The organism is Streptomyces sp. WAC07094, assembly GCF_036320405.1.
Classification (GTDB): Bacteria; Actinomycetota; Actinomycetes; order Streptomycetales; family Streptomycetaceae; genus Streptomyces; species Streptomyces lannensis.
This window is the reverse complement of the sequence record NZ_JAVMJZ010000001.1, coordinates 3,063,169-3,089,662: the sequence shown is the minus strand read 5'-3', so window position 1 is coordinate 3,089,662 and position 26,494 is coordinate 3,063,169. Positions and strand designations below refer to the sequence as shown.

Here is a 26,494-nt window from a genome sequence, read left to right as displayed (position 1 = left end):
AGCGGGACCGCCCGGCGCGGCGGCCGGGTGCCGAGGGGCGCGGCAGGCGTCCGGGGTGGCTACCGCCGCTTGCGGCGCAGCAGCCGGGGCAGCGCGGCCGGGATCGGACGGCGGGTCGTCGCCGGCGTCGGGGGCGGCGGCGCCGCCTGTGAATCGGTGGGCAGCGGCACCGTGCGACCGTGGGGCTCCAGGCGCAACACCCGGCATTCGCGGCGCCACCGCTCCGGCATCTCCTCGCCGTCGGGGGCGTTCAGCCGCTTGCCCTTCAGTTCGGCGACGGTGCTCTCCCACTCCGGCGACCCAGCGGCGAGCTCGACCACATGCGCGGGCCAGGTGACGATCCGGCCCCCCTTGTCCTTGCTGCGCACCATGACGACCGCGTCCTGGCCGTCGACCAGACCGGGCAGCGGCTGCTCGCCGGGGCCGTCGCCCACCACGCAGGCCGCGCCGTCGTGCCAGACGTGCCACAGCGCCCGGGCGGGCGCGGGCATCGCGCCCTGGACCCAGATCATCCCGGACTTCTTCGTGGCCTCCTCGACGAGGGCCCGGTCGAGCAGCTCGCTTGTCATGTGCCCAGCCTAGTGGGGCGGGGTCACAGCCAGCCGTTGCGCTTGAGCGTGCGGTGGATGCCCAGACAGATGGCCACCGTGATGCTCATGATCACCGGGTAGCCGTACTTCCAGTGCAGTTCCGGCATGTACCTGAAGTTCATGCCGTAGACGCCGCAGACCATCGTCGGCACGGCGATGATCGCCGCCCACGCCGTGATCTTGCGCATGTCCTCGTTCTGCGCGACGGACGCCTGCGCCAGGTTGGCCTGGAGGATCGAGTTCAGCAGCTCGTCGAAGCCCACCACCTGCTCGTGGACCCGGGCGAGGTGATCGGCGACATCGCGGAAGTACTTCTGGATGTCCGGGTCCACCAGCCGCATCGGCCGCTCGCTCAGCAGCAGCATCGGCCGCATGAGGGGTGCCACCGCCCGCTTGAACTCCAGTACCTCGCGCTTGAGTTGGTAGATGCGGCCGGCGTCCGTGCCCCGGGGCGTGCCGCCCTTCCTGCTCGGCGAGAACACCTCCGTCTCCACCTCGTCGATGTCGACCTGCATCGCGTCCGCCACGGCGATGTAGCCGTCCACGACATGGTCGGCGATCGCGTGCAGCACGGCCGAGGGGCCCTTGGCGAGCAGCTCCGGGTCGTCCTGCAGCCGGTGCCGCAGCGTCCGCAGCGAGCCCTGGCCGCCGTGCCGGACGGTGATGAAGAAGTCCCGTCCGGTGAAGCACATGACCTCGCCGGTCTCGACGACCTCGCTGTTGGCGGTCAGCTCGTCGTGGTCGACGTAGTGGATGGTCTTGAAGACGGCGAAGAGGGAGTCGTCGTACCGCTCCAGCTTGGGGCGCTGGTGTGCCTGCACCGCGTCCTCGACCGCCAGGGGGTGCAGCCCGAACTCGCTTGCGATACCGGAGAATTCGGCTTCGGTCGGCTCGTGCAGACCGATCCACACAAAGCCTCCGTCACGGCGCACCTGCCGCATCGCCTCGTGCGGGGACAGCGGCTTCTGGGTCTCGATGCGCACGCCGTCGCGGTAGACGGCGCAGTCCACGACGCAGGACGGAGTGGCGGGGTCGCGCGTGGTGTCGTACGTGCCGGTGTCCTTGCGCAGGGAGGGGCGGGACGGGCGGACCGCGGCGCGCAGGTCACGGATCATCGACATGGCAGGCTCCTTCGCAACGAGCAACAAAGGCGCTCACGAGGGGTGGAACTGCCCGGAATGGGGACGTCCTGTGTACCGATGTTTGGCACGTCCACAAAGCGGGGAGCACCGCACCATCGCGGTGGCGGACTTCGCTACTGATTCAGATCAGTCAGATCAGGCAGAACGAAACGAAGTGCTCTTCCGCGGTGCACCGGGGAATCCGGAGCCGGTCCCCCGGGGGAGGTCCGCATGGGACACGGTGTGCAGGTGAAAGGTGGCGGTCAGCCGGAACAGCTGCATCAGAGGCCGGAAGAGCGGGTGGTACTGCACGGTCGACTTCGATCCATTACAGCCCCACCTCCTCCGGCCGGTCCCTGGTGAGGGACGATCCATCCCCCGTGGGGGAGTCTCACGGTGTCGGGACTCGATCGCGACGCTCCTGCGTGCTGCCCGGAACCACCGAGCAAGAGTATCAGCCGACCGAAGTGTCAAGGCGCCGCTTTGCCCGCCGCTGACGAGTTCTATGCTCGCCGCATGGTTGATGTTCTCGCTCTGGTCGAGGCCCGGCTGCGTACCGCGCTCGGCGAACCGGACGCCCGCGCCGCCGTCACCTTCCTGGGTACCGACCGCGTCGAGGTGCTGCGCTTCCGGGAGGGGGACATCCTCCGCTACGCCACGCTCGGCATGTCCGCGCGGCCGATGACGGACCCCGGGGCGATGCTCGCCGACCCCGTCGAAGGACCCCGCGCCGAGCTCGTCCTGTCGGTGCGCGGCGGTGCCGCCGACACCGACAAGCTGCTGCGCCCGTTGGCGGTGCTCGCAGCGTCTCCGCAGGTCGAGGGTGTGATCGTGGCCCCCGGCGCCTCGCTGGACGTGGGTGGGCCCCTGTGGCCGGGCGCCCCCTTCACCTCGGTGCTGGTCGCCGAACCGGGCGGCCTGGTCGAGGATCTGGATCTGGACGAGCCCCTCGACCCCGTGCGGTTCCTGCCGCTGCTGCCGATGACCCCGAACGAGGCCGCCTGGAAGCGGGTGCACGGCGCCCAGGCGCTCCAGGAGCGCTGGCTCACGAGCGGAACGGACCTGCGCGATCCGTCCCGCAGGTCCGTTCCGCTGGACTGAACCGTGGTGAGCAACCTCACCAACCGGCCACCGCCGCCCGTCAGTTGGCGAACACGGTGACGCCGTCCTCGTTCGCGTGCCGCGGCTCCGGCTCCTCCGCGGTGTGGGCGAGGGCCCTGCGCCGTACGAGCACCACGACCGCGCCCATGACCGCGGTGAGCGCCGCGACGAGGAACGGGACGTGGAGGTCGGTCCACTCCTCGATCTTCGGCGCGAGGTAGGGCGCCGCCGCCGCGGCGAACCAGCGCACGAAGTTGTAGCCCGCGCTGGCCACCGGACGCGGTGCGTTCGAGACCCCGAGGGCCAGTTCCGTGAAGACCGTGTTGTTCACACCGATGAACGCGCCGGACAGGATCGTGCAGACGACGGCGGTGGTGTGGTCCCCGTAGCCGAGCACGGCGACGTCGATCGCCAGCAGCACCAGAGAGCCGCCGAGCACCTTCAGGGAACCGAGGCGCTTTTGCAGGCGAGGGGCCACGATCACCGAGAACACGGCCAGCAGCACACCCCAGGCGAAGAAGACCGCCCCCGATGTGTACGGCGTCATGTTCAGCACGAACGGCGTGAAGGCCAGCACGGTGAAGAACGTGTAGTTGTAGAAGAAGGCGGAGACGGCCGCCGAGGCCAATCCGCCGTGGCCGAGCGCCCTGATCGGGTCGAGCAGCGAGGTCCTGCGTGCCGGCCGCGGCTGCTCCTTCAGGAACCCCGTGATGCACAGGAAGCCCACCGCCATGAGCGTGGCCGTGCCGAAGAACGGGTAGCGCCAGCTGAGGTTCCCGAGTACCGCGCCCAGCAGCGGGCCGCACGCCATCCCGAGGCCGAGCGCCGACTCGTACAGCAGGATCGCCGCGGCGCTGCCCCCGGCCGCCGCGCCGACGATGACGGCGAGGGCCGTGGAGACGAAGAGCGCGTTGCCGAGGCCCCAGCCCGCCCGGTAGCCGACGAGCTGGCCGACCGAGCCCGAGGTGCCCGCGAGGGCCGCGAAGACCACCACGAAGGCCAGCCCGAGCAGCAGCGTCCTGCGGCCGCCGATACGGCTGGACACGAATCCCGTGACCAGCATCGCGACGGCGGTGATCAGGAAGTACGAGGTGAAGAGCAGCGAGACCTGACTGGGTGTCGCCTGCAGGCCCTTGGCGATGGACGGCAGGATCGGGTCGACGAGCCCGATGCCCATGAACGCGACGACGGACGCTCCGGCCGTGGCCCAGACGGACTTCGGCTGGCGCAGAAGGCTTCCGGTTCCCGCGTCGAACGGGTCCTCGGCCGGGTCGGGCCCTCCGGTGTTCCTGCTGGTCATGGGCGTCCTCGCAGTGTCGAGATGGTTGCTCTATACACACGTTAAGTTAGTCGAGCTAATTAATGCAAATTACATCTATATCGCCGCGGTGAAGCGGGTGTGCGGGGCACACGCCGGACGGGTGATCGTCCTTGACGCGGCGCGGGTCGGGGAGGACCGTGGGGCCCTATGAGGGGCGAACCCAGTTGCCCGAAGTGTGGTGGCCGGGTCAGGGCTCCCGGACTCTTTGCCGACTCCTGGCAGTGCGATGTGCACGGCAACGTGCATCCGCTGCAGCCCGTGATCCCGCCCAGTGTCGAGGCCCTCGGCGTCGTGGTGCACCGTGCCCGGGTGCCGGTGTGGATGCCGTGGCCGCTGCCCGTGGGCTGGCTGTTCACGGGTGTGGCGTGTGCGGGTGACGACCGCAGTGGGGGACGCGCGACGGCCGTGGCCTGCTCGGGCCCCGGACCGCTCGGCGGCATGGGGGAGTTGATCCTCGTGGCCGAGGAGCTCGGCGTGGGGCTCGGTGCGCGGTACGCGGGCATCACGGGCCCGGACCCGGGCCCGTACCTGAACGTCGAGAAGCCGCCCCAGGCCAAGGTGCTGGCAGCCGGCCGCCCCACCCCGCTGTGGCATGTCACGGGCACGCCCGACGACCGCGCCGTCTTCGCGGGCGAGGCGCGCGGGCTGTGGTTGTGGGCGGTGGTCTGGCCCGAGCAGACGGGCATGCTGATGTACGACGAACTGGTGCTCACCGATCTGCGGGACGCGGGGGCCGAGGTGGACCTGCTGCCCATCGGCGCACTCTCCCCGCGGCTGATCGAGCCGTGACGCGGGAGTCCCGCCGGGCGTAGGGGGCGCATGCCCGCCGCGGGTGTGACAGGGGACTCCGTTATCCTTGAGCGTCCCCCTCGTCCCGTCACCGCTTGGAGTCCGTGTCGTGCGCATCGACCTGCACACCCACTCCACCGCCTCCGACGGTACGGACACCCCGGCCGAGTTGGTGCTGGGCGCCGCTGCCGCCGGACTCGACGTCGTCGCCCTCACCGACCACGACACCAGCCGCGGCCATGGGGAGGCGATCCGCGCGCTGCCCGAGGGGCTGACCCTCGTCACGGGTGCCGAACTCTCCTGCCGGACGGGCGGCATCAGCCTGCACATGCTGGCCTACCTCTTCGACCCCGAGGAGCCCGAACTGCTCGCGGAGCGCGAGCTGGTGCGGGACGACCGGGTCCCCCGGGCCCACGCCATGATCGACAGGCTGCGGGAGCTGGGGGTGCCGATCGGCTGGGAGCAGGTGGCGCGCATCGCCGGCGAGGGCTCCGTCGGGCGGCCGCACATCGCCTCCGCGATGGTCGAACTCGGCGTGGTGGAGACCGTCTCGGACGCGTTCACGCCCGAGTGGCTGGCCGACGGCGGACGGGCCTACGTCGAGAAGCACGCGACCGATCCGTTCGAGGCGATCAGGCTGGTCAAGGCGGCGGGCGGGGTGACCGTCTTCGCGCACCCGGCCGCGTCCCGGCGCGGGCCGACCGTGCCGAACTCCGTGATCGCGGATCTCGCCGCCGCGGGGCTGGACGGCATCGAGGTCGACCACATGGACCACGACCCGGCGACCAGGGTGCGGCTGCGCGCTCTCGCCGGTGAGCTGGGCCTGCTGACCACGGGCTCGTCCGACTACCACGGCAGTCGCAAGACCTGCGTGCTCGGGGAGTACACCACCGATCCGGAGGTGTACGGGGAGATCACCCGACGGGCCACCGGGGCGTTCCCGGTGCCGGGCGCCGGCGGACACAACCGGAGCCTGGTCGGCCCGTAGTCCCCTCGCCCGCCCTCCCGGGCGCCGTGCGTCCGCCGCGCCCCCACTGCCTCGCGCCGTCCGGCGCGCCCATGTCCCCCAGTACCCACGTCCCCCTGTGGCCGCGGCCGACCGCCGTGCGCCCGTCCGCACTTGAGTTCAAGGTCCCCATGTTCGACGTCGCCCTCTTCGCGTCCCTGTTCTTCACCCTCTTTGTGATCATGGATCCCCCGGGGATCACCCCGATCTTCCTCGCCCTCACCGCCGGCCGCCCCTCCAAGATGCAGAAGCGGATGGCCTTCCAGGCCGTCTGTGTGGCCGGCGGTGTCATCGGGGTGTTCGGCGTGCTCGGCCATCAGATCCTCGACTACCTGCACGTCTCCGTGCCCGCGCTGATGATCGCGGGCGGGCTGCTCCTGCTGCTGATCGCCCTCGACCTGCTGACCGGCAAGACCGACGAGCCGAAGCAGACCAAGGACGTCAACGTCGCGCTCGTTCCGCTCGGCATGCCGCTGCTCGCCGGACCCGGCGCGATCGTCTCCGTGATCCTGGCGGTCCAGAAGGCCGACAGCGTGAGCTCCCAGGTGTCGGTGTGGACGGCGATACTCGCGATCCACGTCGTGCTGTGGCTGGTCATGCGCTACTCGTTGGTGATCATCCGGGTGATCAAGGACGGCGGTGTCGTGCTCGTGACCCGGCTTGCGGGCATGATGCTCTCCGCGATCGCCGTGCAGCAGATCATCAACGGGGTCACCCAGGTCGTCCGGGGCAGTTGACCGCCGGCGGTGCCGCGACGCGCGGAGCCCCGTACGGCGGTTGCCGTACGGGGCTCCGAAGCATCAGATGGGCCCGCGTCGGGTCTTACGATGCGGACGAGTCGGCCGGGCGGATCCAAAGTCGCTGCCCTATGGCTGCGGCCTGCTGAACGATCTGCTTGACGGAGGCGGCGTCCACGACGGTGGTGTCCACGGGGGTTCCGTCGACGTCGTCGAGTCGCATGATTTCGAAGCGCATAAGGCTTCTCCCTTCGTCTGGTCATCCTCCTGAGGAGAACTACTGGCGTGCGGAGCGAGGAGCATCGGTGTCCCCGTTCCTGTATGGATTCAACGGGATGCTTGTTACAAACATTCCCTACGCTAAGGAAATTTTTCGAGTCGCTAATTACTCACCGGTAAGGCGGATGGGGTCCGAGGTGCGGTGTGTTCACGGTGCACTGATGGGGACCGGTTGTGTTCGCAGCGTGACCGCCGGGACAATGGGGGCAGTATGAACGACGACCTGGCGGCGCTCGGCGCCCGTATCGACCGCACGAACGAGTTGCTTCAGCGCATGCTCGCCGAGGTGGCGAAGACGCCCTCGACCCATGCGATCTTCGTCGACGCCGGCTATCTGTACGCGGCCGCCGGACGCCTCATCGCCGGGACCGAGGACCGCCGGGCCTTCGACCTGGACGCCGAGGGGCTGATCGAGGCGCTCATCGACAAGGCACGCACGATCTTCGCGGACAGCCGGCTGCTGCGCGTGTACTGGTACGACGGTGCGAGGCGCCGTATCCACACCGCAGAGCAGCAGTCCATCGCCGAGCTGCCCGATGTGAAGGTGCGGCTCGGCAACCTCAACGCCAACAACCAGCAGAAGGGCGTCGACTCCCTCATCAGGTCCGACCTCGAGTCACTCGCCCGGCACCGCGCCATCAGCGACGCGGCGCTCATCGGCGGCGACGAGGACCTGGTGTCGGCGGTCGAGGCGGCACAGGGGTACGGGGCGCGGGTGCACCTGTGGGGCATCGAGGCACCCGAGGGCCGCAACCAGGCGGAGCCGCTGCTGTGGGAGGTGGACAGCCAGCGCACCCTCGAACTCGACTTCTTCAAGCCGTATGTCACCCGGCGGACGGCCGCGACGTACGAGGCCGCGTCGGCCGCCAGGCCCACGCGTGAGGACGTCCGCTTCGTGGGCGCGCAGATCGCGGCGAAGTGGCTGGTGGCGCGCGGCCGGGAGACACTGGCGGACCTGCTGCCCGGCCATCCGTATCTGCCCGGCTCCGTCGACCAGGACCTGCTGGTGGAGGCGGAGGGTCTGCTGCAGTACTCGCTGCGCGGCCAGTCGGACCTGCGGCGCGCCCTGCGGGACGGCTTCTGGGACCACCTGCAGGGCCAGTACTAGACCGGCTGCGCGAACCGGTCCCAGAAGGCGGTGAGTGCGCGGGCCGTGTGCCCGGGCTGCTCCGTGTTGGGGGAGTGCTCCGCGTGCGCCACGACGGTGCGCTCGGCACCCAGCCGGGTCGCCATCTCGTCCAGGAGCGGTACGGGCCACGTGTCGTCGCGGTCGCCGGACAGCACGTGCACCGGCAGACCCACGGCGACCAGCTCCGCCACACGGTCCGGCTCCACGCACAACTGCCGGCCGGTGGCGAGGAGCTGGGCGGGGCTGTTGCGGAGCCAGCGCCGGCGCAGGTCCTCCCCGTCGGCGAGCCCTTCGTCGATGTCCCCGGCGTCGACGTCCTCCGGAGGCTCCATGGCCTGGATGGCCTCCCAGACCTCGGCCATGTCCATCACGGCGAGTGCGTCGCGCAACAGCTTCACGCGCTGCTGCTGCGGGACGGAGATCTGCGCCGGCCCGGAGGCCATCAGGGTGAGCGAGACGAACGGGGACGCGTCCAGCATGACGGCGGCGCGGGCGATCTGACCGCCGAGGGAATGGCCGAGAAGATGCACGGGCGCGCCGACCGTGTGCGCCTGCGCGAGCACGTCCCGCGCCAGCTCGGTCTGCGCGTAAGGGGCTTCGTCGTCCCGGGGACCGGGGGACTCGTACTGGCCGCGCCCGTCGACGGCGACGGTCCGGTACCCGGCCGCCGCGAGGAGCGGCTGCAGAACGATGAAGTCCTCCTTGCTTCCGGTGTATCCGGGCAGCAGGAGGACGGTCCCCTTGACCTGTGACGCCATCGCGTCCGCCTCCAGGACGGCGAACTCCCCGCGTTCCGTTGTGAGTCGACGGGATCGGACACCGGGGGGCGGTACGAAGGCGGGGGGTCGGCTCATGGGGCGAGGTTACCGGGCGGCGGATGCCGGGCGCGGCCGGAGCCGGGTGACATCACGGTGTACGGACGAGGAGCGGGAACGCCGACGGCCCGTCACCACCGGGTGGGGTGACGGGCCGTCGAGCGGGTGTCGCATCAGCCCTCGGCGGGCTCGGCGGCCTTGCGCGTCCGCCGCCGGGGCTTCGCGGGGGCCTCGTCCGGCTGGGCCGGGATCTCCGCCTCGGCGGCCGCAGCCTTGCGCGTGCGGCGGCGGGGCTTCACCTCGGGCTCCTCGACGGACTGCGCCGGGATCGCGGGCTCCGCCGCCGCCGTCTTGCGGGTGCGCCGGCGGGGCTTGGCCTCGGTGGCCTCGGCGGTGTCGACGGCCGTTTCGGCGGCGACCTCCGTGGTCGCTGCCTTGCGGGTGCGCCGGCGCGGCGCGGCCTCCGCACCGTCCGCGGTCCCGGCGGCGGCCGCCTCGGCCGTCTTGCGGGTGCGCCGCGGCTTGGCGGGCGCCTCGCCCTCGGTCACCTCGGGTGCGGCCTCCGCCGTCTTGCGGGTGCGCCGGCGGGGCTTGGCCTCGGCGGTGTCGACGGCCGTTTCGGCGGCGACCTCCGTGGTCGCTGCCTTGCGGGTGCGCCGGCGCGGCGCGGCCTCCGCCGTGGCGACGGCGGCCTCGGCGGCGGGAGCCGCCTCCACCGCGTCCACGGCGGCCTCGGCCGCAGCCGGTGCCGTCTCGGCGGCCTTGCGGGTCCGGCGGCGGCGCGGCTTCACGGGCTCGGCCGTGTCGACGGCGGTCTCCGCCGCCTCGGACACGGTCGGCTCCGTCGTCTCCGTCACCACGGCGGCCGATTCCGCCGGCACCCCGCCGCGCATACGGCGACGGCGGCGCGGCGTGCGCGCCTCCGGCTCCTCGGCCGGCTGCGGGGTTCCCGCCGCGTCCGGGGCGGCCGGCGCCTCGACGGGCGCCCCGTTTCGGGTGCGGCGGCGGTTCCGCGGCGTACGCGCCGGACGCTCGCTCTGCGTGGACGGGGCCGGGGAACGGCGGCCGCGCGGCCCCCGGCCGCCCGTCTCGCCGAGGTCCTCCAGCTCCTCCGCCGCGAGCCCGGCACGGGTGCGCTCGGAACGCGGCAGGACTCCCTTCGTGCCCTCGGGGATCCCGAGTACGTCGAAGAGGTGCGGGGAGGTGGAGTACGTCTCCACCGGATCGTTGAAGTCCAGCTCCAGCGCCTTGTTGATCAGCTGCCAGCGCGGGATGTCGTCCCAGTCGACGAGCGTGATCGCCGTACCCGAGGCGCCGGCGCGGCCCGTACGGCCGATGCGGTGCAGATACGTCTTCTCGTCCTCGGGGGACTGGTAGTTGATGACGTGGGTGACGCCCTCGACGTCGATGCCGCGCGCGGCGACATCGGTACAGACGAGCACGTCCACCTTGCCGTTCCGGAAGGCGCGCAGGGCCTGCTCGCGCGCGCCCTGGCCGAGGTCGCCGTGGACCGCGCCGGCCGCGAAGCCCCGTCGCTGGAGCTGTTCCGCGATGTCGGCCGCCGTCCGCTTCGTCCGGCAGAAGATCATCGCCAGCGCGCGGCCCTCGGCCTGCAGTATGCGCGAGACCACCTCCGGCTTGTCCATCGAGTGCGCGCGGAAGACGTGCTGCGCGATGTTCGCGACGGTGGCGCCCTCGTCGTCCGGCGCCGTGGCCCGGATGTGCGTCGGCTGCGACATGTAGCGGCGGGCGAGGCCGATGACCGCTCCCGGCATGGTCGCCGAGAAGAGCATCGTCTGGCGCTTCGCCGGCAGCATGCCGATGATCTTCTCGACGTCGGGCAGGAAGCCCAGGTCGAGCATCTCGTCGGCCTCGTCGAGCACCAGGCACTTCACGTGCTTGAGGTTCAGCTTCTTCTGGCCCGCGAGGTCCAGCAGACGGCCGGGGGTGCCGACGACGACGTCGACGCCCTTCTTCAGGGCCTCCACCTGGGGCTCGTAGGCCCGGCCGCCGTAGATCGCGGTGACCCGGACGTTGCGCACCTTGCCCGCGGTGAGCAGGTCGTTGGTGACCTGGGTGCACAGCTCACGGGTGGGGACGACGACGAGCGCCTGGGGGGCGTCGGTGAGCGCCTCGGGCTTGGCGCGGCCCGCCTCGACGTCCGCGGGGACGGTGACGCGCTCGAGGAGCGGGAGTCCGAAACCGAGCGTCTTGCCGGTGCCGGTCTTGGCCTGGCCGATGACGTCCGTGCCCGAGAGGGCCACGGGGAGTGTCATCTCCTGGATGGGGAAGGGGTTGACGATGCCGACGGCCTCCAGGGCCTCGGCCGTCTCGGGAAGGATTCCGAGTTCGCGGAAAGTGGTAGTCAGGGTGCTGCCTCTTCTGTGAGCGCGGTGCGAGGCGAGCGCGGGGGGTCGTGACCGTGCGGATTACGTCGGCCTGCTCGGGGGACGGGCCTGTGGCACGGGACCACGCCGACGCTCCAGCGCTCGAACCGCTGAGGGTCTCTCCGGATGCCGTACGCACAGTGCCGTACGGACCATGAGAGCTGTCAGGTCGGAGCCGATCGGGCCACCGACCGGGCATCCTCATACATGCAGCCCGTCGAATACTCGGCAGGCGCATTACCACCATACCCCGGAATCGCGCACACGTGATGGCCGATTCGGTCACGTAGCCGTCGTCACAGTGATTGACCAGGGACTTCCACAGGGCGGCGAGCGGGCTATTGTGCGCTTCATGACGACGTCTGACAACGCCTCCGACGCTTCCGCCGAACCCACCTCGGTCGCCGCCCGGGACTGGGACACGGCCTCCGTAGACCCCCAGTACCGTGCCGCGGTCGTGGACCTGCTCGGGGCGCTCGCGTACGGCGAGCTGGCGGCGTTCGAACGGCTCGCGGAGGACGCCAAACTGGCTCCCACGCTGACGGACAAGGCGGAACTGGCGAAGATGGCGTCCGCCGAGTTCCACCACTTCGAGCGGATCAGGGGCCGGCTCACGGAGATCGGCTCGGAGCCCACCGAGGCGATGGAGCCGTTCGTCGCGGCGTACGACAGCTTCCACAAGCAGACGGCGCCCTCGGACTGGCTCGAAGGGCTCGTCAAGGCGTACGTCGGCGACTCGATCGCCAGCGACTTCTACCGGGAGGTCGCGGCCCGCCTCGACTCCGACACGCGTGAGCTGGTCCTGGCCGTGCTGGACGACACCGGGCACGCCGGCTTCGCCGTCGAGAAGGTCCGTGCCGCGATCGACGCCGAGCCGCGTGTGGGCGGGCGGCTCGCGCTGTGGGCGCGGCGGCTGATGGGCGAGGCCCTGTCGCAGTCGCAGCGGGTCGTCGCGGAGCGGGACGCGCTGTCGACGATGCTCGTGGGCGGCGTAGCGGACGGCTTCGACCTCGCCGAGGTGGGCCGGATGTTCTCCCGGATCACCGAGGCGCACACCAAGCGGATGGCGGCCCTGGGGCTGGCCGCCTGATCACCGCCGCGCCCGTCCACAGCGGCCGCCGGCCCGGGGCCCTGCCCCGAGGCGGCCGGCGGGCGCGGCCACCGCCTCAGGGGTGCCGGGGGTGTCCTGTCGGGGGAAATCCGGGTGCCGCCGGGTCCGGCGCGCGGCCTCAGGCCGTCGCCGACCGGCGGCGGAATCTTTCCGCGGGACGCAGCAACAGCGACAGTGAGGCCGCGGAGACGACCAGTGCTCCGACAAGGATCACGAGCAGGCTCCCCGCGCCGACCGCGCTGTGGGTGACGAACGCTCCGAAGAGGGCCCCCGCGACGCCCGTCGGCACCACGAGCAGACGCGGCGGCAGCCGGTGGGGCAGTCGGTGCGTCGCGAACCATGCCAGGGCGAGCCCGAGGACGGCGGAGCCGAGCGCTTCCAAGAACATGACGAGGTTCCCTCCCGCACGGCTGCTGCCTGGGCAAATCGGTCGTAGCCGGTACTACCCGCGGCGTGCGGAACACAATCCTCCTCTGTGCGGGGGATGTGCTCCGTCCGTGTACGTGTTCCGCCTGGACGGCCGCAGGGGCGCAACGAAAAGGGGCCCGCCGGCACTCGCCGGCAGGCCCCTGCTCCGTTCGGAACTACAGCGTGCCGAAGCCCACCTTGCGCGGGGCCTGCTCGCCGATCTCCACGTACGCGAGGCGGTCGGCCGGGACGAGGAGCTTGCGGCCGTGCTCGTCCACGAGGCTGAGCAGCGGCGACTTGCCTCCCAGTGCCTCGGCCACGAGGCGCTCGACCTCCTCGGCAGTCTGACCGCTCTCCAGAACGATCTCGCGGGGCGCGTGCTGCACGCCGATCTTGACCTCCACGGCTTTGTCCCTCCGACGGTCAGTGATGTGCGCGGCCGTCCGCGCCGTACCAGCACACATTAGCCCGGTGAGGGGACGTGCACGCTCCGCTCCGGCACGCCATGAGCGAACAGCCTGCGGGAACAAAACCGCAGTACATCCTTGCGAGAACGACTCAGTGGTGTTGTTCGCTGCCGTGCAGCGGGAATCCGGCGATGCCCCGCCAGGCCAGCGAGGTCAGCAACTGGACCGCCTGGTCGCGCGGCACGCTGCGGTCGCTGTGCAGCCAGGAGCGCGCCACCACCTGGGCGAGGCCGCCGAGGCCCGAGGCCAGCAGCATCGATTCGGCCCGGGACAGACCCGTGTCCTCGGCGATGACGTCGCAGATCGCCTCGGCGCACTCGAACGTGACCTTGTCGACGCGCTCGCGTACCGCGGGCTCGTTCGTCAGGTCCGACTCGAAGACCAGCCGGAAGGCGCCGCCGTCGTCCTCGACGTAGGCGAAGTACGCGTCCATCGTGGCGCGCACGCGCTGCTTGTTGTCCGTCGTCGACGCGAGCGCGTTCCGCACGGCTTCCAGCAGGGCCTCGCAGTGCTGGTCCAGCAGGGCCAGATAGAGGTCGAGCTTGCCGGGGAAGTGCTGGTAGAGCACCGGCTTGCTGACACCGGCACGCTCGGCGATGTCGTCCATCGCGGCCGAGTGGTAGCCCTGGGCCACGAAGACTTCCTGGGCGGCGCCCAGCAGCTGGTTCCGTCGGGCACGGCGCGGCAGGCGCGTGCCTCGCGGGCGTGCTGCCTCTGTCTGCTCGATGGCTGTCACGCCGCCTCCCAAAATCGTCCACTTGCGGTGTGCGCCGCGCCGCCATCGTACTTTTCGGTAACCGTGCTGTGCGCGGTGCGAACGCAGAATTTCACGGACCGGACGGTGGCGAAAGCCGCGCGGAGCCCCCTCAACGGGACAGGTCGGGCGAAAGGCCGCTCGCCGCCGGTCACGGGCGCGTGCTCCCGTGTCCCGCCCACCGGCCGTGCGCCGGTCCTGGCGGACCGTCCCGTCCCGGCCGAGCGTCTCTCCCGGCGCCGTCGTCGGCCGACGCGATCATGTCCGGGGACGGCCGTACCGCCCGGGGTGATCGCCCTCGTACCTCACCGATCCTGTGCCCCATGACCGCTCACCGCTCAGCGGTAGTCGTCCTCGTCGATCCGCACGACGCGTTTCTGCTCCACCAGGTCCGCCTCGTTGGCGCGCAGGATCTCCTCCTCGGTCAGGGGCTCGTCGCCCTCCGGGTCGAGTTCCTTGTGCTGTTCGGCGGCGTCGTTCTCCGGGGCCTCCACGTCGAGTTCGGCGGCTTCGGCCTCGTCCTCCTCGAACGTCTCGGGATCAGTGGGGTCTACGGCCATGGTGGGCTCCCTTCCTAGAACTCCTGGAGTCTCCCCGAAAGAGGGGGATCCACATGCGGGTGCCCTGCTATGAGCCTAGGAGACACCCGATCGGGACGCTATGTGTGGTGAAAGGCCGTTTGGTGATCCCTCCTGCGGGGCCGACCTCGCCCGCTGTGACGGCGAACACACGAATCACTGCGTGATCGTCTCGTAACATTGCCGCATGTCTTCGACCGAGCTCCCGTCCGTCGCGGCCGCCAATGTGCTCCCGAAGGTCGCGCCCGTCAGGGTCGAGGAGGGGGAGCGGCTCCGGTCGGTCGGACTCCCGGGCATCACACTGACCGTCCGGTCGAGACCACCGGAGCGCGAGGGGCTGGCACCCGCGCTCTACATCCACGGGCTCGGCGGTTCCTCCCAGAACTGGTCGGCCCTGATGGCGGAGGTCGACGGGCTCGTCGACGGCGAGGCCCTGGACCTGCCGGGCTTCGGCGACTCGCCGCCGCCGGACGACGGCGACTACTCGGTCACCGGGCACGCGCGAGCGGTCATCCGCTATGTCGACGCGTCGGGGCGCGGTCCCGTGCACCTGTTCGGCAACTCCATGGGCGGTGCCGTGGCCACACGGGTGGCTGCCGTACGCCCCGATCTGGTGCGTACGCTCACCCTCGTGTCGCCCGCACTCCCGGAGATCTTCATTCAGCGCGGTGCCGTCCCGACGGGACTGCTCGCGCTCCCGGGTGTCGCCGCCCTGTTCACCCGCTACACCCAGGGCTGGACGGCCGAGCAGCGGGTCCGCGGGGTCATGGCGCTGTGCTACGGCGACCCCGGCCGCGTCACGCCGGAGGGCTTCCGCAACGCCGTCGAGGAGATGGAGCGGCGGCTGCGGCTGCCGTACTTCTGGGACGCGATGGCGCGCTCGGCGCGTGGGATCGTGAACGCGTACACGCTGGGCGGGCAGCACGGCCTGTGGCGTCAGGCGGAGCGCGTCCTGTCCCCTACGCTGCTGGTGTACGGCGGCCGGGACCAGCTGGTCTCGTTCCGCATGGCCCAGCGGGCGTCTCGCGCCTTCCGCGATTCCCGGCTGCTGACCCTGCCGGAGGCGGGGCACGTGGCGATGATGGAGTACCCCGAGGTGGTCTCCGCGGCGTTCCGCGAGCTGCTCGCGGACACCGGCGAGCTGCCCGGGACGGCGGACGGGCCCGGGGGCAGGCACGACGACCGCGGAGCCGGTGACGGTGCCGTGCCCGACAAGGGCGGTTCCAGGAAGAACGACGAGTCCGGCACAGCCGGCGCGGGGAGCTGAGGCGCGGCGTGGGACGGCACAGCCGCAAGGGGCGGGGCGACAGGACCCGGACGAACACGGGCACGGTGCCCGGCATACCGGCGACGGACGTCCCGGACCGCCGCGCGCAGGAGGCGTCCCGCGAGGCCGACGGCACGCCGGCCCGGGGTGTCCCGCGGTTCGGGGACGGAACGCCGGCGCGAGGCGTCCCGCGATTGCCGGACGGCACGCCGGCACGCGGAGTGCCCCGATTCCCCGGCGGGGCTCCGGCGCAGCGAGCGCCGCGTCCGGCCGAGGCGACTGCGGCCCACGGGGTGCCGCGTCCGGCCGACGGCACCCCCGCCCACGGTGTTCCCCAGGTCCGCGGCGGCCACCCTCAGCAGCGTGAATCAGGCGGCGGCTGGGGCGAGTTCAGGTCCGGGGCGGTCTCCACGGGGACGCCGCAGGCCCCGCCCCCCGGCCGTCGCGGGCCCCGTATCCCCGCACAGCGGTCGCGGACGGACGGCCCCCGTCAGGACTACCTCGACGCCTTCGACGAGGACGACGACGTCTTCACGCCCCGCCGCACGGGCGCCACCGTTGCCCTCACCGACGCCGGTGCCACCGGGAAGGACGCCGAGAGCGGCGACACCCCGGGGCCCGCGGCCGAGGAGGCGCCGCGCACAGGGAACGCCAGGGGACGCACGCTCGCCGGGGTCGCGGCCGCCGCCGTCACCACGGTGCTCGCGGTCGTCGTCGCCGGCCAGGTCACCGACGGGCAGGACGACACCGCCGCACGGTCCGCGGTCAGCACCGACCGGGCCCGCGACATCCACGGCTCCGCCACCCGCGGCGACGGCCGTCCGACCCCCTCCACCGCGCCGGCGGCACCGCTGACGTACGAGCAGGCCATGGGCAGGAGGTACCCGCTCAGCGCCACGCTGAAGGGCTCGGGGAAGTTCGCCGCCGTCCCCGGTTTCGCCAAGGCGCCGGGAACGGGCCGGAAGTACACCTATCGCGTGGACGTGGAGAAGGGGCTCGGCCTCGACGGGGAACTGTTCGCGCAGGCCGTCCAGAAGACCCTCAACGACGGCCGCAGCTGGGCCCACAGCGGTGCCCGGACCTTCGAGCGCGTCTACTCAGGCAAACCCGACTTCGTGATCACGCTCGCCAGCCCCGGCACCACCGCCGTCTGGTGCGCCAAATCGGGCCTGGACACCACGGAGGACAACGTCTCGTGCGACTCGGCCGCCACCGACCGCGTGATGATCAACGCCTATCGGTGGGCCCAGGGATCGACGACCTATGGTGACGCGATTCACTCCTACCGCCAGATGCTGATCAACCACGAGGTCGGCCACCGGCTCGGCTACGGCCATGTCACCTGTGACAAGGACGGCGAGTTGGCACCGGTCATGCAGCAGCAGACGAAGTTCCTCGACCACGACGGGATCCACTGTCTGCCCAACCCCTGGCCGTACCCCCGGAGTTGACGGGTGACGCTTTCGTCACATTGACATGCCCAGAGAGTTCGTTCATATTTCTAGGCATGTCGCCCCGTCACGCCTTGAGCCGCGCCGCCATCGAGCTGGCGCTCATCGGCGTGACCCCGCTCTGCGTGGCCGACATCCTCTGTCGCTGACGCCCGCCCCTGGCGTTCGCGTCGCGATCCGCACCTTCTCCGTGACCCCTCCGCATCGCTGATCGGTTCACGGATTCCCACGACCCGGCGCCCGGGCAGACGTCTGCTTCCATCCGTCTCACCCGTCGTTCATCTGTCTCGTCATTCGAGACGCGCCCTCGAGAGGTCGTCATTCCGATGCGTCAATCGTCCGTCATAGCGCGCCGCCTGGCAGCGGCATCCGTCGGCCTGGTCGTGGCAGCGGGCGCCGCCGCCTGCGGGCCGAAGGACAACGATGCCAAGGGCGCCGGTGGCGACTCCACGCCCCACAAGGGCGGCACGCTGACCGTCCTGAACTCCGTCCCGCAGGAGGACTTCGACCCGGCCCGCCTGTACACCTCCGGCGGCGGCAACGTCCCCTCCCTGGTCTTCCGCACCCTCACCACACGCAACCGCGAGAACGGCGCCGCCGGCGCCAAGGTCGTCCCGGACCTCGCGACGGACACCGGGCGCCCGAGCGAGAACGCGACCGTGTGGACGTACACCCTCAAGAAGGGCCTGAAGTACGAGGACGGCACCCCGATCACCTCGGCCGACATCAAGTACGGCATCGAGCGCTCCTTCGCGCCGGAACTCTCCGGCGGTGCCCCCTACCTGCGCGACTGGCTGTCCGGTGCCGCCGACTACCAGGGCCCGTACAAGGACAAGAAGGGTCTTGCGGCGATCGGGACGCCGGACGAACGGACCATCGTCTTCCATCTGAACAAGCCCGAGGGCGAGTTCCCCTACCTGGCCACCCAGACGCAGTTCACGCCCGTGCCGAAGGCCAAGGACACCGGCACCAAGTACGAGGAGCACCCGGTCTCGTCCGGCCCGTACAAGGTCGTCGAGAACCAGAACGACGGTGAGCGGCTCGTCCTGGAGCGCAACACGCACTGGTCGGAGGACGACCAGCGCAAGGCCTACCCGGACAAGATCGACGTGCGCTCCGGGCTCGACTCCTCCGTGATTAACCAGCGGCTGTCGGCATCCCAGGGCGCGGACGCAGCCGCGGTCACCACGGACACCAACCTCGGCCCGGCCGAGCTCGCCAAGGTGACCGGTGACAAGGAGCTGGCGTCGCGCGTCGGCACCGGCCACTTCGGCTACACGAACTACATCGCGTTCAATCCGAAGGTCAAGCCGTTCGACAACGCCAAGGTGCGACAGGCGGTCTCGTACGCCATCGACCGGTCGTCGGTCGTCAACGCGGCGGGCGGATCCGCGCTGGCGGAGCCCGCGACCACCTTCCTGCCCGACCAGAAGTCCTTCGGCTACACGCCGTACGACCTCTTCCCGGCGGGCCGAACGGGCGACGCGGCCAAGGCCAAGGAGCTGCTGAAGGAGGCCGGTCACCCGAACGGGCTCACCGTCACCCTGACCCACTCCAACAGCAAGGACTTCGAGACGAGTCCGGAGATCGCCACCGCGATCCAGGACGCGCTCAAGAAGGCCGGCATCACGGTCAAGCTCCAGGGCCTGGAGGACAACGACTACAGGGACAAGATCCACAACGTGAAGACCGAGCCGGGCTTCTTCCTGGCCCACTGGGGCGCCGACTGGCCGTCCGGCGGTCCGTTCCTCGCTCCGATCTTCGACGGCCGGCAGATCGTCAAGGACGGCTCGAACTTCAACAACGGTCTGCTGAACGACCCGTCCGTCAACACCGAGATCGACGCGATCAACAAGCTGACTGACCTCGACGCGGCGGCCGAGCGCTGGGGCGCACTGGACCGGAAGATCGGTGAGCAGGCCCTGACCGTGCCGCTGTTCCACCCGGTCTACAAGCGCCTGTACGGCAAGGACGTCAAGAACATCGTGATCAGCGACTGGACCGGTGTGCTGGACATCTCGCAGGTCGCGGTGAAGTGACGTCGTGAGTGAGGCACTTGTCGCTACTCAGGCCCCCGGGACGGACACGCCCGTCCCGGGGGCCTCGGGGGCTCGTTCGTTCTGGCGGCGGCTGCGGGCGCAGCGCGCCGCCCTTGTCGCGGCGGTCGTCGTCGCGCTGCTGGTACTGGTCGCGCTCTTCGCGCCCCTGCTCACCGCGCTCGAGGGCCAGGACCCGACCACCTACCACCCCTCGCTCATCGACTCGGCCCGGGGCGGAGTGCCCGTGGGATCGTTCGGCGGCATGAGCGCCCACCACTGGCTCGGCGTCGAACCCCAGACCGGTCGCGACCTGTTCGCGCGTCTGGTGTACGGGGCCCGGGTGTCGCTGGGCGTCGCCCTCGCGGCGACCGTGGTGCAGGTCGTCATCGGGATCACGATCGGAGTCGCTGCGGCGCTCGGCAGCCGATGGGTCGACCAGCTCCTGAGCCGTGTCACCGACATCATCGTCGCCATGCCTCTCATGATCATGTCCCTGGCGCTGCTCGCCATCGTGCCGTCGAGCTTCCCGCGGCCCGTCCTGGTCACCCTTGTCATCGGACTGATCGCCTGGGGCAACATCGCCAAGATCGTGCGCGCGCAGACGCTCACGCTCAAGGGGCTCGACTACGTCTCCGCGGCCCGGCTCAGCGGCTGGGGGACATGGCGTATCGCACGCCGCGAACTCCTGCCAGGCCTTGCCGCGCCCGTCATCACGTACGCGGCCCTGCTCGTCCCGATCAACATCTCGGTCGAAGCCGCCCTGTCCTTCCTCGGCGTGGGCGTGAAACCGCCGACTCCGTCCTGGGGGCAGATGCTGACCGCCGCCGACGTCTGGTACCAGGCGGCCCCCCAGTACCTGCTGTTCCCCGCCGGCGCGCTGTTCGTGACCGTCCTCGCGCTCACCGTCCTCGGCGACGGGGTGCGCACCGCGCTCGACCCGCGCGCGGCCTCCCGGCTGCGCGTCGGCGCGGGCCGCAGGCGCGGGACCGGCACCGGCTCCGGGAAGGGAGCGGACGCATGAGCGGCTTCGGCGGTTTCGTGCTGCGCCGCGGTGTCGGGGCAGTGATCACCCTGTTCGCCATCTCGGTGATCATCTACGTCGTCTTCTACGCCACTCCCGGCAACGTCGCGCAGATCACCTGCGGCCCGCGCTGCTCGCCGGAGCAGGTGCACCAGGTGGCCCAGCAGCTCAGGCTCGACGACCCCCTGTACCTGCGCTACTGGCACTTCCTGGAAGGCATCCTCGTCGGCCGGGACTACTCGACGGGCACGGCCGTGCAGCACTGCTCCGCGCCGTGCCTCGGTCTGTCGTACCAGAGCGACCAGCAGGTCACCGAGCTGATCCTGGCCAAGCTCCCGGTCAGCCTGTCCCTTGTGCTCGGTGCGATGGTCCTGTGGCTCGTCCTGGGCGTCGGGACCGGCATGCTCTCCGCATGGCGGCGCGGCCGGCTGAGCGAGCGTGTGCTGACCGGCATCACCCTGGCGGGCACGGCGACACCCGTGTTCGTCATCGGACTGGTCCTGATGATCGTGGTCTGTGGCGAACTGCACCTGCTGCCCTTCCCGCAGTACGTCGCCTTCACCGACGACCCCGAACAGTGGGCGTGGAACCTGCTGCTGCCCTGGCTCTCGCTCGCCCTGATCGAGGCCGCCACGTTCGCCCGCCTGACCAGGGCGTCGATGCTGGAGACCCTGGCCGAGGACCACATACGGACCTTCCGGGCCTACGGCGTCGGCGAGCGCTCGGTCATCGGGCGGCACGCACTGCGCGGCGCGCTCGCCCCGGTCATCGCACTGAACGCGAACAACTTCGGATCGGCCGTCGGCGGCGCCGTGCTCACCGAGACGCTGTTCGGACTCCCCGGCATCGGTCAGGAACTGGTGCACGCGGTGGCGGTCGTCGACCTGCCGGTGGTCGTCGGCATGGTCCTGGTCATCGGCTTCTTCGTGGTCATCGCCAACGCCGTCGCGGACCTGCTGTACGCGGTGGCCGACCGACGGGTGGTACTGGCATGAGCGACTCCCTTGTGACGGCTCCGCTGGTGCAAGTCACGGACCTCACCGTCGAGTTCGGCGGGCTGCGTGCCGTCGACGGACTCTCCTTCGAACTGGCCGTGGGAGGCGCCCTCGGCCTGGTCGGCGAGTCCGGCTCGGGCAAATCCACCGTCGCGTCCGCCCTGCTGGGGCTGCACCGCGACACGGGCGCCCGCCTCGGCGGTTCGGTGCTGGTCGCCGGGACCGACGTGGGACGGGCGTCCGACGAGGAACTGCGCCGGCTGCGCGGCGCAAAGGCCGCGATGGTCTTCCAGGACCCGCTGTCGTCCCTGGACCCCTACTACGCGATCGGCGACCAGATCGCCGAGGTGTACCGGGTGCACACGCGCGCCTCCCGGCGTGCCGCACGCGCGCGTGCCGTCGAGGTGCTGGACAGGGTGGGGATCCCGGACGCCGTCCGGCGGTCCCGCTCGCGCCCGCACGAGTTCAGCGGGGGCATGCGCCAGCGCGCCCTGATCGCCATGGCACTGGCCTGCGAACCCGATCTGCTGATCGCCGACGAACCGACCACCGCGCTGGACGTGACCGTCCAGGCCCAGATCCTCGACCTGCTGCACACCCTGCGGCAGGAGACCGGGATGGGGCTGCTGCTGGTCACGCACGACGTGGGTGTCGCCGCCGAGAGCGTCGACGAGGTGCTCGTCATGCGGCACGGGAAGGCCGTCGAGCACGGCTCGGTCGCCACCGTGCTCGGGGCGCCCCGCGAGGAGTACACCCGGGACCTGCTGAGCGCGGTCCCGCGCGTGGACGTCTCCCGGGTCTCCCCGGCCGCCCCCTCGGAGGAGGTCGTGATCGAGGCGGTGGGGCTGCGGCGCGAATTCGGCCGCGGCAGGGGCAGGTTCGCCGCCGTGGACGATGTGTCGCTGACGGTCCGGCGGGGGGAGACCCTCGGAGTCGTGGGCGAGAGCGGCAGCGGGAAGACCACGCTCGGGCGCATGCTGGTCGGGCTGCTCGAGCCCACGGCCGGAGAGGTCCGCTACGAGGGAGGCGTGCGGTCGGGGGTGGGCCCGGCCGTCCAGATGGTCTTCCAGGACCCCGTCTCCTCCCTCAACCCCCGGCGCAGCGTGGGCGAGTCGATCGCCGACCCGTTGCGGGCACGCGGGGAGCGCGACGAGCGGCACATCCGGCACCGCGTGGGCGAACTCCTCGCACGCGTCGGGCTCGATGCGGAGCACTACGACCGCTATCCGCACGAGTTCAGCGGTGGGCAGCGCCAGCGCGTCGGTATCGCGCGGGCCCTCGCCGCCGATCCGCGCGTCATCGTGTGCGACGAACCGGTCTCCGCCCTCGACGTCACCACCCAGGCCCAGGTGGTCGCCCTGCTGGGCGAGCTGCAGCGCGAACTCGGGCTAGCGCTCGTCTTCGTGGCGCACGACCTCGCGGTCGTTCGCCAGGTCAGCGACCGGGTCGCCGTGATGCGCGGCGGACGGATCGTCGAGTACGGGCCGGCCGACGAGGTGTACGGGGCGCCCCAGGACCCGTACACCCGACAGCTCCTGGCCGCCGTGCCGGCCCTCGACCCCGTGGTGGCCGCCCGGCGGCGCAGCGCGCGCAAGGAGCTGACCGCGGCGTGACGCCCCGCCGGGCAGGCCCGGCATCGGGACGGAGCGTGATCCTTTGAACTCATAGCGCGACCGAACGCGCTCCGTCCGGGAAAGTTACGACCGTTCACCCCTTTTGGTGGCGCGATGGACAACCGTCCATCGCGCCACCGCCTTGTCCGCATACGTTCGTCCCGCTGCGAGCCGTCGGGGCCAACGGCGGTTCCCATACGGGAGATCGGGGGTGCACACGTGCGCATCGGACTGCTTACGGAGGGTGGCTATCCGTATGTGAATGGTGACGCCGGGCTCTGGTGCGATCGGCTGGTGCACGGACTCGGGCAGCATGAGTTCGACGTCTACGCGCTCAGCCGCACGGAACGGCAGGAGGCCGAGGGCCGGATCCCGCTGCCGCCACAGGTCGGCAGGGTGCGGACGGCGCCCCTGTGGAGACCGCAGGACGACGGGTCGGTGCACGGGCGTCGTGCCCGGCGGCGGTTCACCGAGGCGTACGCGGATCTGGCCGCCGTGCTCTGCGCCGCGCCGGAGCCGGGCCCGACGCAGCAGGACTCCGAGGGCGCCGGCCCCGAGGCGGACCGTTTCGGCGCAGCGCTGTACACACTTGCCGAACTCGCCCGCGACGAGGGCGGACTGACCGGTGCCCTGCGCTCCGAGACCGCCCTGCGCGCCCTCGAACACGCCTGCCGCGCGCCCCGCGCCCTGCGTACGGCGCGCGCGGCGCGCGTTCCCGAACTGCTCGAAGTCGCCGCCCAGGTCGAACGCGCCCTGCGCCCCCTCTCGCTCCGCTGGTACGAGGACGACGGCCTCGGCGCCGTCGACCTCTGCCATGCCACCACGGGCGGTGCCGCGGCCCTCACCGGGCTGCTCGCCGGACACTTCACCGGAGTTCCGCTCCTGGTCACCGAGTACGGCGTCCAGCTGCGAGCGCACTACCTGGGGACGCAGGAGGAGGCGTCCCCGGTACGCGCGCTGCTCGCCTCCCTCCACCGGCGGCTGGCCGCCGAGGTCTACCGCAGGGCGGCCTGCATCACCCCCGGCAACACCCATGCCCGCCGCTGGCAGGAACGGTGCGGCGCCGACCGGGAGAGGCTGCGCACGGTATATCCCGGCATGGAGGCGTCCCGCTTCACGGAGGTGGGCGAGTCGGCCGACGGCGCGGACCCGCACACCCTGGTCTGGGTCGGCCGTGTCGAACCCGCCAAGGACCTGATCTCCCTGCTGCACGCCTTCGCGGAGATCCACCGGGAGGAGCCGAAGGCGCGCCTGCGGATCGTGGGCACCGCCGCCGACGCCGACGGCACGGCCTATCTGGGGCACTGCAAGGCGCTGGCCGCACAGCTCTTCCCGGACGAGGCCGAAGGTGTGCACGCCGTCGGCGACAACCCGGTGTCCTTCGAGGAGATCGGCGGGCCGGAGGTGCCCGACCTGGCGGCGGCGTACGCGGCCGGCGCGGTAGTCGTCCTGTCGAGCGTGGTCGAAGGGTTCCCGATCAGCCTGGTGGAGGCCATGTTCTGCGGCCGGGTGACGGTCTCCACGGACGTGGGCGCGGTGGTGGAGGTCATCGGCGGCACGGGACTCGTGGTCCCGCCGCGCAATCCGCGGGCGCTCGCGGAGGCGTGCCTGGCGTTGCTGAGTGACCCCGAGCGCCGTGAGCGCCTCGGCGCGGCCGCCCGCGCGAGGGCCCTGGAGCTGTTCACCGTCGAGCAGAACGTGGCGGCATTTCACGGCATTTACCTGGAGATCGTCTCGCACGCCCCGGTGCGGCGGGTGCTGGTGAACGAATCGGGCGAGCCGCTGCCCTTCGGAGCACCGGCGGAGTCCCATCTGCCCGGCCGCTGGACCGAGGTGCGGACGCCGGGCGGCAGACCTCGCTGGGCGTGGGCGCCGGGCGAGCCGACGGCTTCCGGGCGTTCCGCACGACAGCGCAAGGGATCCGTCCCGGCCGTGGAGGGGGCGCGATGAGCGACCTCGGAGAACTGGACCGCCCCGGCACACCGGGCGACTCCGGACCCTGGGACACACGGTCGGAGGAATGGCTCGCCGGGGTGTGGGAAGGGCAGGCGGACGAGGCCGTCCCGGACGCCGACCGCGAGGCCCGAACCCAGGGCGGAGCGGCGTCCGGCGGGGCCCGGAGCACGGCGGACAGGACGGACCCGGGCCGGGCGGCGGTCGGCGCACCGGGCGCCGAGCCGCGCACGAATGCCGGCACGCCGGAGCATGCGCCCCCTGTCGCGGGAGTCACCGCCCACGCGGCCGCCAGCGGCGACCCGGGCCGCAGAGCCTCCGCCCGCCGCGGTGCCGTCGACCCGGTCAAGACCCTCCTCCACCGGCACCGCGAGCTGTGCGAGCGCGCCGTCGACCCGCTGGAGATCGCGGCCGGTCTGGAGGCGCACGGCCTGACCGACCGGACCGCCGCCCGCTTCCGGCACCGGGACGTCTTCTCGCTGGCCGAGGAGATGTACGCGCGCGTGCCGCGCGACGGCGACGCGCCCCCGCCACGGCCCGTTCCCGCGCCGCCCGCCCCCGGGAACCGGGTGTGGGTGCTCCTCGCGCTGCTCCCCGGCGTGCTGTGCACGGCCGCCGTCATCGGGCTGGGGACCACCGAGGGCAGGGTCCGGCTCGCCGTCGCCGCGTTCGGAGTCCTCGCGGTCGCGTTCGGCCTGCGCGCGGCGCTCCGGCGCGGCCCGCTCCGCGCCCCCGCCCGAGCCGTGTCCACCGCGACCCGCGCCTGGACCTGCTGGCTGCTCGCCTACGCCCTTCTCGGCGACGGCCTGCTGGAGGCCGCGCTGAACGGCGGCCCGCACGGGACCTGGACCTTGGCCGTCGCCCCGGTCCTCGCTCTCGCCCTGGCCGTCGCCCCCGCCTTCTGGTGCGCCCACCTCTTCGCGCTGCGGGCCCGCCGCAGACTCACCGTCAGCCGCGGCCTGGAGGACTTCACGTCCTCGGCGAAGCCGCTCCTGCTCGGCACGTTCGGACTCTTCCTCTGCGCCCTCGGAGCCCTGCTCGCACTGTGCGGGGCACTGCTGGGCGAGCCCACCGCATACGCCGGAGCCGCCGCGGTGGGAGCGCTCCTCCTGCTTGCCCGGCTGCTCTGCGCGCACGGTTTCGGCCATGCCCCGGCGGTCGTCCTCGGCACCGTCGCCGCCGCCGAGGCCACCGCCCTGGCCTCGGTCTTGGCCGGCCGGCTCCCCGGCTGCTCGTTCCTTGCCGCGCCGGTGCGGACCCTGACCGACACCGGGGGGGCGGACGCCGTCCCGGCCCTGCTGTGCGCGCCGGCCGCCCTGGCCCTGCTGGCCCACGCGCTGCGGACGCTGACCCGGGCGTCCGCCCACGCCAGGCCGCCCGGATCCCCCTGAGTCCGGTCCATGGCGTCCCGCCTCCGACGTCGTGAACCGCCATTGCAGCCGGGGACCTCGTCCCCGGCACCCGTCTCCCGCGGGGCCGACACCGCGGGCCCTCTCATCCCACGGCACCACCCCGAAGGAGAACGCCAGATGATCACCTCCCGAACCGGAGAATCCGCCCCG

At 71.6% G+C, this 26,494-nt stretch carries 25 protein-coding genes; 15 read left to right on the top strand and 10 right to left on the bottom strand.

All coding sequences use genetic code 11. The features are described from left to right. Positions 1–59: 59 nt before the first annotated feature. Together RCR19_RS13500 and RCR19_RS13495 are read right to left on the bottom strand one after the other, a co-directional pair. The gene (locus RCR19_RS13500) at positions 60–569 is read right to left on the bottom strand and encodes a hypothetical protein (protein WP_331265373.1); all 510 of its coding nucleotides are present in this window, start codon (positions 567–569) and stop codon (positions 60–62) included. 23 nt (positions 570–592) lie between these two features. Next, entirely contained in the window at positions 593–1,711 is a 1,119-nt protein-coding gene (locus RCR19_RS13495) for a magnesium and cobalt transport protein CorA (RefSeq protein WP_331265372.1), read from the bottom strand. 516 nt (positions 1,712–2,227) lie between these two features. Here RCR19_RS13495 and RCR19_RS13490 point away from each other — a divergent pair. Beyond that, the gene (locus RCR19_RS13490) at positions 2,228–2,812 is read left to right on the top strand and encodes a suppressor of fused domain protein (RefSeq protein ID WP_331265371.1); all 585 of its coding nucleotides are present in this window, start codon (positions 2,228–2,230) and stop codon (positions 2,810–2,812) included. A gap of 40 nt (positions 2,813–2,852) precedes the next feature. Here RCR19_RS13490 and RCR19_RS13485 read toward each other — a convergent pair whose 3' ends face one another. After that, positions 2,853–4,112, bottom strand: a complete 1,260-nt coding sequence (locus RCR19_RS13485; protein WP_331265370.1) for an MFS transporter — start codon at positions 4,110–4,112, stop codon at positions 2,853–2,855. A 168-nt stretch (positions 4,113–4,280) separates the two neighbouring features. Here RCR19_RS13485 and RCR19_RS13480 point away from each other — a divergent pair, with 168 nt between their 5' ends. The 3 genes from RCR19_RS13480 to RCR19_RS13470 all read left to right on the top strand — a co-directional run bounded on the left by RCR19_RS13480 (position 4,281) and on the right by RCR19_RS13470 (position 6,665). Beyond that, entirely contained in the window at positions 4,281–4,922 is a 642-nt protein-coding gene (locus RCR19_RS13480) for a DUF6758 family protein (protein ID WP_331265369.1), read from the top strand. Positions 4,923–5,031: 109 nt separating this feature from the next. Beyond that, positions 5,032–5,910, top strand: coding sequence for a PHP domain-containing protein (locus RCR19_RS13475; RefSeq protein ID WP_331265368.1), 879 nt, complete (start codon positions 5,032–5,034; stop codon positions 5,908–5,910). A gap of 149 nt (positions 5,911–6,059) precedes the next feature. After that, positions 6,060–6,665 carry a MarC family protein gene (locus RCR19_RS13470; protein ID WP_331269423.1) on the top strand — a complete coding sequence of 202 codons (606 nt, stop codon included), beginning with the start codon at positions 6,060–6,062 and terminating at the stop codon, positions 6,663–6,665. Positions 6,666–6,750: 85 nt separating this feature from the next. Here the strand turns inward: RCR19_RS13470 and RCR19_RS13465 are convergent, their stop codons facing one another. Then, a complete protein-coding gene (locus RCR19_RS13465) occupies positions 6,751–6,903 on the bottom strand; it encodes a hypothetical protein (RefSeq protein WP_331265367.1) in 153 nt (50 codons plus the stop codon). A 252-nt stretch (positions 6,904–7,155) separates the two neighbouring features. Here RCR19_RS13465 and RCR19_RS13460 point away from each other — a divergent pair, with 252 nt between their 5' ends. Continuing rightward, positions 7,156–8,052, top strand: coding sequence for an NYN domain-containing protein (locus RCR19_RS13460; protein ID WP_059128350.1), 897 nt, complete (start codon positions 7,156–7,158; stop codon positions 8,050–8,052). Here the strand turns inward: RCR19_RS13460 and RCR19_RS13455 are convergent. Continuing rightward, positions 8,049–8,927: an alpha/beta hydrolase gene (locus tag RCR19_RS13455; protein ID WP_331265366.1), complete on the bottom strand. Its 879-nt coding sequence runs from the start codon at positions 8,925–8,927 to the stop codon at positions 8,049–8,051. The two genes, RCR19_RS13460 and RCR19_RS13455, sit on opposite strands and share 4 nt — an antisense overlap. Before the next feature lie 134 nt (positions 8,928–9,061). After that, the gene (locus RCR19_RS13450; protein WP_331265365.1) at positions 9,062–11,164 is read right to left on the bottom strand and encodes a DEAD/DEAH box helicase; all 2,103 of its coding nucleotides are present in this window, start codon (positions 11,162–11,164) and stop codon (positions 9,062–9,064) included. Positions 11,165–11,627: 463 nt separating this feature from the next. On the opposite strand from RCR19_RS13450, the gene RCR19_RS13445 reads away from it, so the two are divergent. After that, entirely contained in the window at positions 11,628–12,365 is a 738-nt protein-coding gene (locus tag RCR19_RS13445) for a ferritin-like fold-containing protein (protein WP_331265364.1), read from the top strand. 139 nt (positions 12,366–12,504) lie between these two features. Here the strand turns inward: RCR19_RS13445 and RCR19_RS13440 are convergent, their stop codons facing one another. From RCR19_RS13440 to RCR19_RS13425, 4 genes are all read right to left on the bottom strand, one after another. Beyond that, complete coding sequence (locus RCR19_RS13440) at positions 12,505–12,774, bottom strand: hypothetical protein (protein ID WP_331265363.1); 270 nt, start codon at positions 12,772–12,774, stop codon at positions 12,505–12,507. A gap of 196 nt (positions 12,775–12,970) precedes the next feature. Beyond that, complete coding sequence (locus RCR19_RS13435; protein WP_059128345.1) at positions 12,971–13,198, bottom strand: DUF3107 domain-containing protein; 228 nt, start codon at positions 13,196–13,198, stop codon at positions 12,971–12,973. Between the two features lie 154 nt (positions 13,199–13,352). Then, a complete protein-coding gene (locus RCR19_RS13430; RefSeq protein ID WP_059128344.1) occupies positions 13,353–13,997 on the bottom strand; it encodes a TetR/AcrR family transcriptional regulator in 645 nt (214 codons plus the stop codon). A 356-nt stretch (positions 13,998–14,353) separates the two neighbouring features. Beyond that, a complete protein-coding gene (locus RCR19_RS13425) occupies positions 14,354–14,575 on the bottom strand; it encodes a hypothetical protein (protein ID WP_331265362.1) in 222 nt (73 codons plus the stop codon). Between the two features lie 205 nt (positions 14,576–14,780). On the opposite strand from RCR19_RS13425, the gene RCR19_RS13420 reads away from it, so the two are divergent. From RCR19_RS13420 to RCR19_RS13380, 9 genes are all read left to right on the top strand, one after another. Then, positions 14,781–15,860: an alpha/beta hydrolase gene (locus RCR19_RS13420; protein ID WP_331265361.1), complete on the top strand. Its 1,080-nt coding sequence runs from the start codon at positions 14,781–14,783 to the stop codon at positions 15,858–15,860. Between the two features lie 8 nt (positions 15,861–15,868). Beyond that, positions 15,869–17,311, top strand: a complete 1,443-nt coding sequence (locus tag RCR19_RS13415; protein ID WP_331265360.1) for a DUF3152 domain-containing protein — start codon at positions 15,869–15,871, stop codon at positions 17,309–17,311. A 56-nt stretch (positions 17,312–17,367) separates the two neighbouring features. Continuing rightward, positions 17,368–17,460 carry an Ms4533A family Cys-rich leader peptide gene (locus RCR19_RS13410; RefSeq protein WP_331265359.1) on the top strand — a complete coding sequence of 31 codons (93 nt, stop codon included), beginning with the start codon at positions 17,368–17,370 and terminating at the stop codon, positions 17,458–17,460. 177 nt (positions 17,461–17,637) lie between these two features. After that, positions 17,638–19,350 carry an ABC transporter substrate-binding protein gene (locus tag RCR19_RS13405; RefSeq protein ID WP_331265358.1) on the top strand — a complete coding sequence of 571 codons (1,713 nt, stop codon included), beginning with the start codon at positions 17,638–17,640 and terminating at the stop codon, positions 19,348–19,350. Between the two features lie 4 nt (positions 19,351–19,354). Further along, on the top strand, positions 19,355–20,371 hold the full coding sequence (locus RCR19_RS13400; RefSeq protein ID WP_331265357.1) for an ABC transporter permease: 1,017 nt from the start codon (positions 19,355–19,357) through the stop codon (positions 20,369–20,371). Then, positions 20,368–21,366: an ABC transporter permease gene (locus RCR19_RS13395; RefSeq protein ID WP_331265356.1), complete on the top strand. Its 999-nt coding sequence runs from the start codon at positions 20,368–20,370 to the stop codon at positions 21,364–21,366. The genes RCR19_RS13400 and RCR19_RS13395 overlap by 4 nt, the downstream gene beginning before the upstream one ends. Next, entirely contained in the window at positions 21,363–22,979 is a 1,617-nt protein-coding gene (locus RCR19_RS13390; protein WP_331265355.1) for an ABC transporter ATP-binding protein, read from the top strand. Before RCR19_RS13395 ends, RCR19_RS13390 begins: the two co-directional genes overlap by 4 nt. Before the next feature lie 219 nt (positions 22,980–23,198). After that, the gene (locus RCR19_RS13385; RefSeq protein ID WP_331265354.1) at positions 23,199–24,929 is read left to right on the top strand and encodes a DUF3492 domain-containing protein; all 1,731 of its coding nucleotides are present in this window, start codon (positions 23,199–23,201) and stop codon (positions 24,927–24,929) included. Beyond that, the gene (locus RCR19_RS13380) at positions 24,926–26,323 is read left to right on the top strand and encodes a hypothetical protein (RefSeq protein ID WP_331265353.1); all 1,398 of its coding nucleotides are present in this window, start codon (positions 24,926–24,928) and stop codon (positions 26,321–26,323) included. Before RCR19_RS13385 ends, RCR19_RS13380 begins: the two co-directional genes overlap by 4 nt. Positions 26,324–26,494 lie beyond the last annotated feature (171 nt).

Excerpts from the sequence above, each read along its gene's own strand:
- RCR19_RS13500 (WP_331265373.1), bottom strand. The coding sequence starts at position 569 with ATGACAAGCGAGCTGCTCGACCGGGCCCTCGTCGAGGAGGCCACGAAG.
- RCR19_RS13495 (WP_331265372.1), bottom strand. The coding sequence starts at position 1,711 with ATGTCGATGATCCGTGACCTGCGCGCCGCGGTCCGCCCGTCCCGCCCC.
- RCR19_RS13490 (WP_331265371.1), top strand. The coding sequence starts at position 2,228 with ATGGTTGATGTTCTCGCTCTGGTCGAGGCCCGGCTGCGTACCGCGCTC.
- RCR19_RS13485 (WP_331265370.1), bottom strand. The coding sequence starts at position 4,112 with ATGACCAGCAGGAACACCGGAGGGCCCGACCCGGCCGAGGACCCGTTC.
- RCR19_RS13480 (WP_331265369.1), top strand. The coding sequence starts at position 4,281 with ATGAGGGGCGAACCCAGTTGCCCGAAGTGTGGTGGCCGGGTCAGGGCT.
- RCR19_RS13470 (WP_331269423.1), top strand. The coding sequence starts at position 6,060 with ATGTTCGACGTCGCCCTCTTCGCGTCCCTGTTCTTCACCCTCTTTGTG.
- RCR19_RS13465 (WP_331265367.1), bottom strand. The coding sequence starts at position 6,903 with ATGCGCTTCGAAATCATGCGACTCGACGACGTCGACGGAACCCCCGTG.
- RCR19_RS13460 (WP_059128350.1), top strand. The coding sequence starts at position 7,156 with ATGAACGACGACCTGGCGGCGCTCGGCGCCCGTATCGACCGCACGAAC.
- RCR19_RS13455 (WP_331265366.1), bottom strand. The coding sequence starts at position 8,927 with ATGAGCCGACCCCCCGCCTTCGTACCGCCCCCCGGTGTCCGATCCCGT.
- RCR19_RS13450 (WP_331265365.1), bottom strand. The coding sequence starts at position 11,164 with ATGACACTCCCCGTGGCCCTCTCGGGCACGGACGTCATCGGCCAGGCC.
- RCR19_RS13445 (WP_331265364.1), top strand. The coding sequence starts at position 11,628 with ATGACGACGTCTGACAACGCCTCCGACGCTTCCGCCGAACCCACCTCG.
- RCR19_RS13440 (WP_331265363.1), bottom strand. The coding sequence starts at position 12,774 with ATGTTCTTGGAAGCGCTCGGCTCCGCCGTCCTCGGGCTCGCCCTGGCA.
- RCR19_RS13425 (WP_331265362.1), bottom strand. The coding sequence starts at position 14,575 with ATGGCCGTAGACCCCACTGATCCCGAGACGTTCGAGGAGGACGAGGCC.
- RCR19_RS13420 (WP_331265361.1), top strand. The coding sequence starts at position 14,781 with ATGTCTTCGACCGAGCTCCCGTCCGTCGCGGCCGCCAATGTGCTCCCG.
- RCR19_RS13410 (WP_331265359.1), top strand. The coding sequence starts at position 17,368 with ATGTCGCCCCGTCACGCCTTGAGCCGCGCCGCCATCGAGCTGGCGCTC.
- RCR19_RS13405 (WP_331265358.1), top strand. The coding sequence starts at position 17,638 with ATGCGTCAATCGTCCGTCATAGCGCGCCGCCTGGCAGCGGCATCCGTC.
- RCR19_RS13395 (WP_331265356.1), top strand. The coding sequence starts at position 20,368 with ATGAGCGGCTTCGGCGGTTTCGTGCTGCGCCGCGGTGTCGGGGCAGTG.
- RCR19_RS13390 (WP_331265355.1), top strand. The coding sequence starts at position 21,363 with ATGAGCGACTCCCTTGTGACGGCTCCGCTGGTGCAAGTCACGGACCTC.
- RCR19_RS13380 (WP_331265353.1), top strand. The coding sequence starts at position 24,926 with ATGAGCGACCTCGGAGAACTGGACCGCCCCGGCACACCGGGCGACTCC.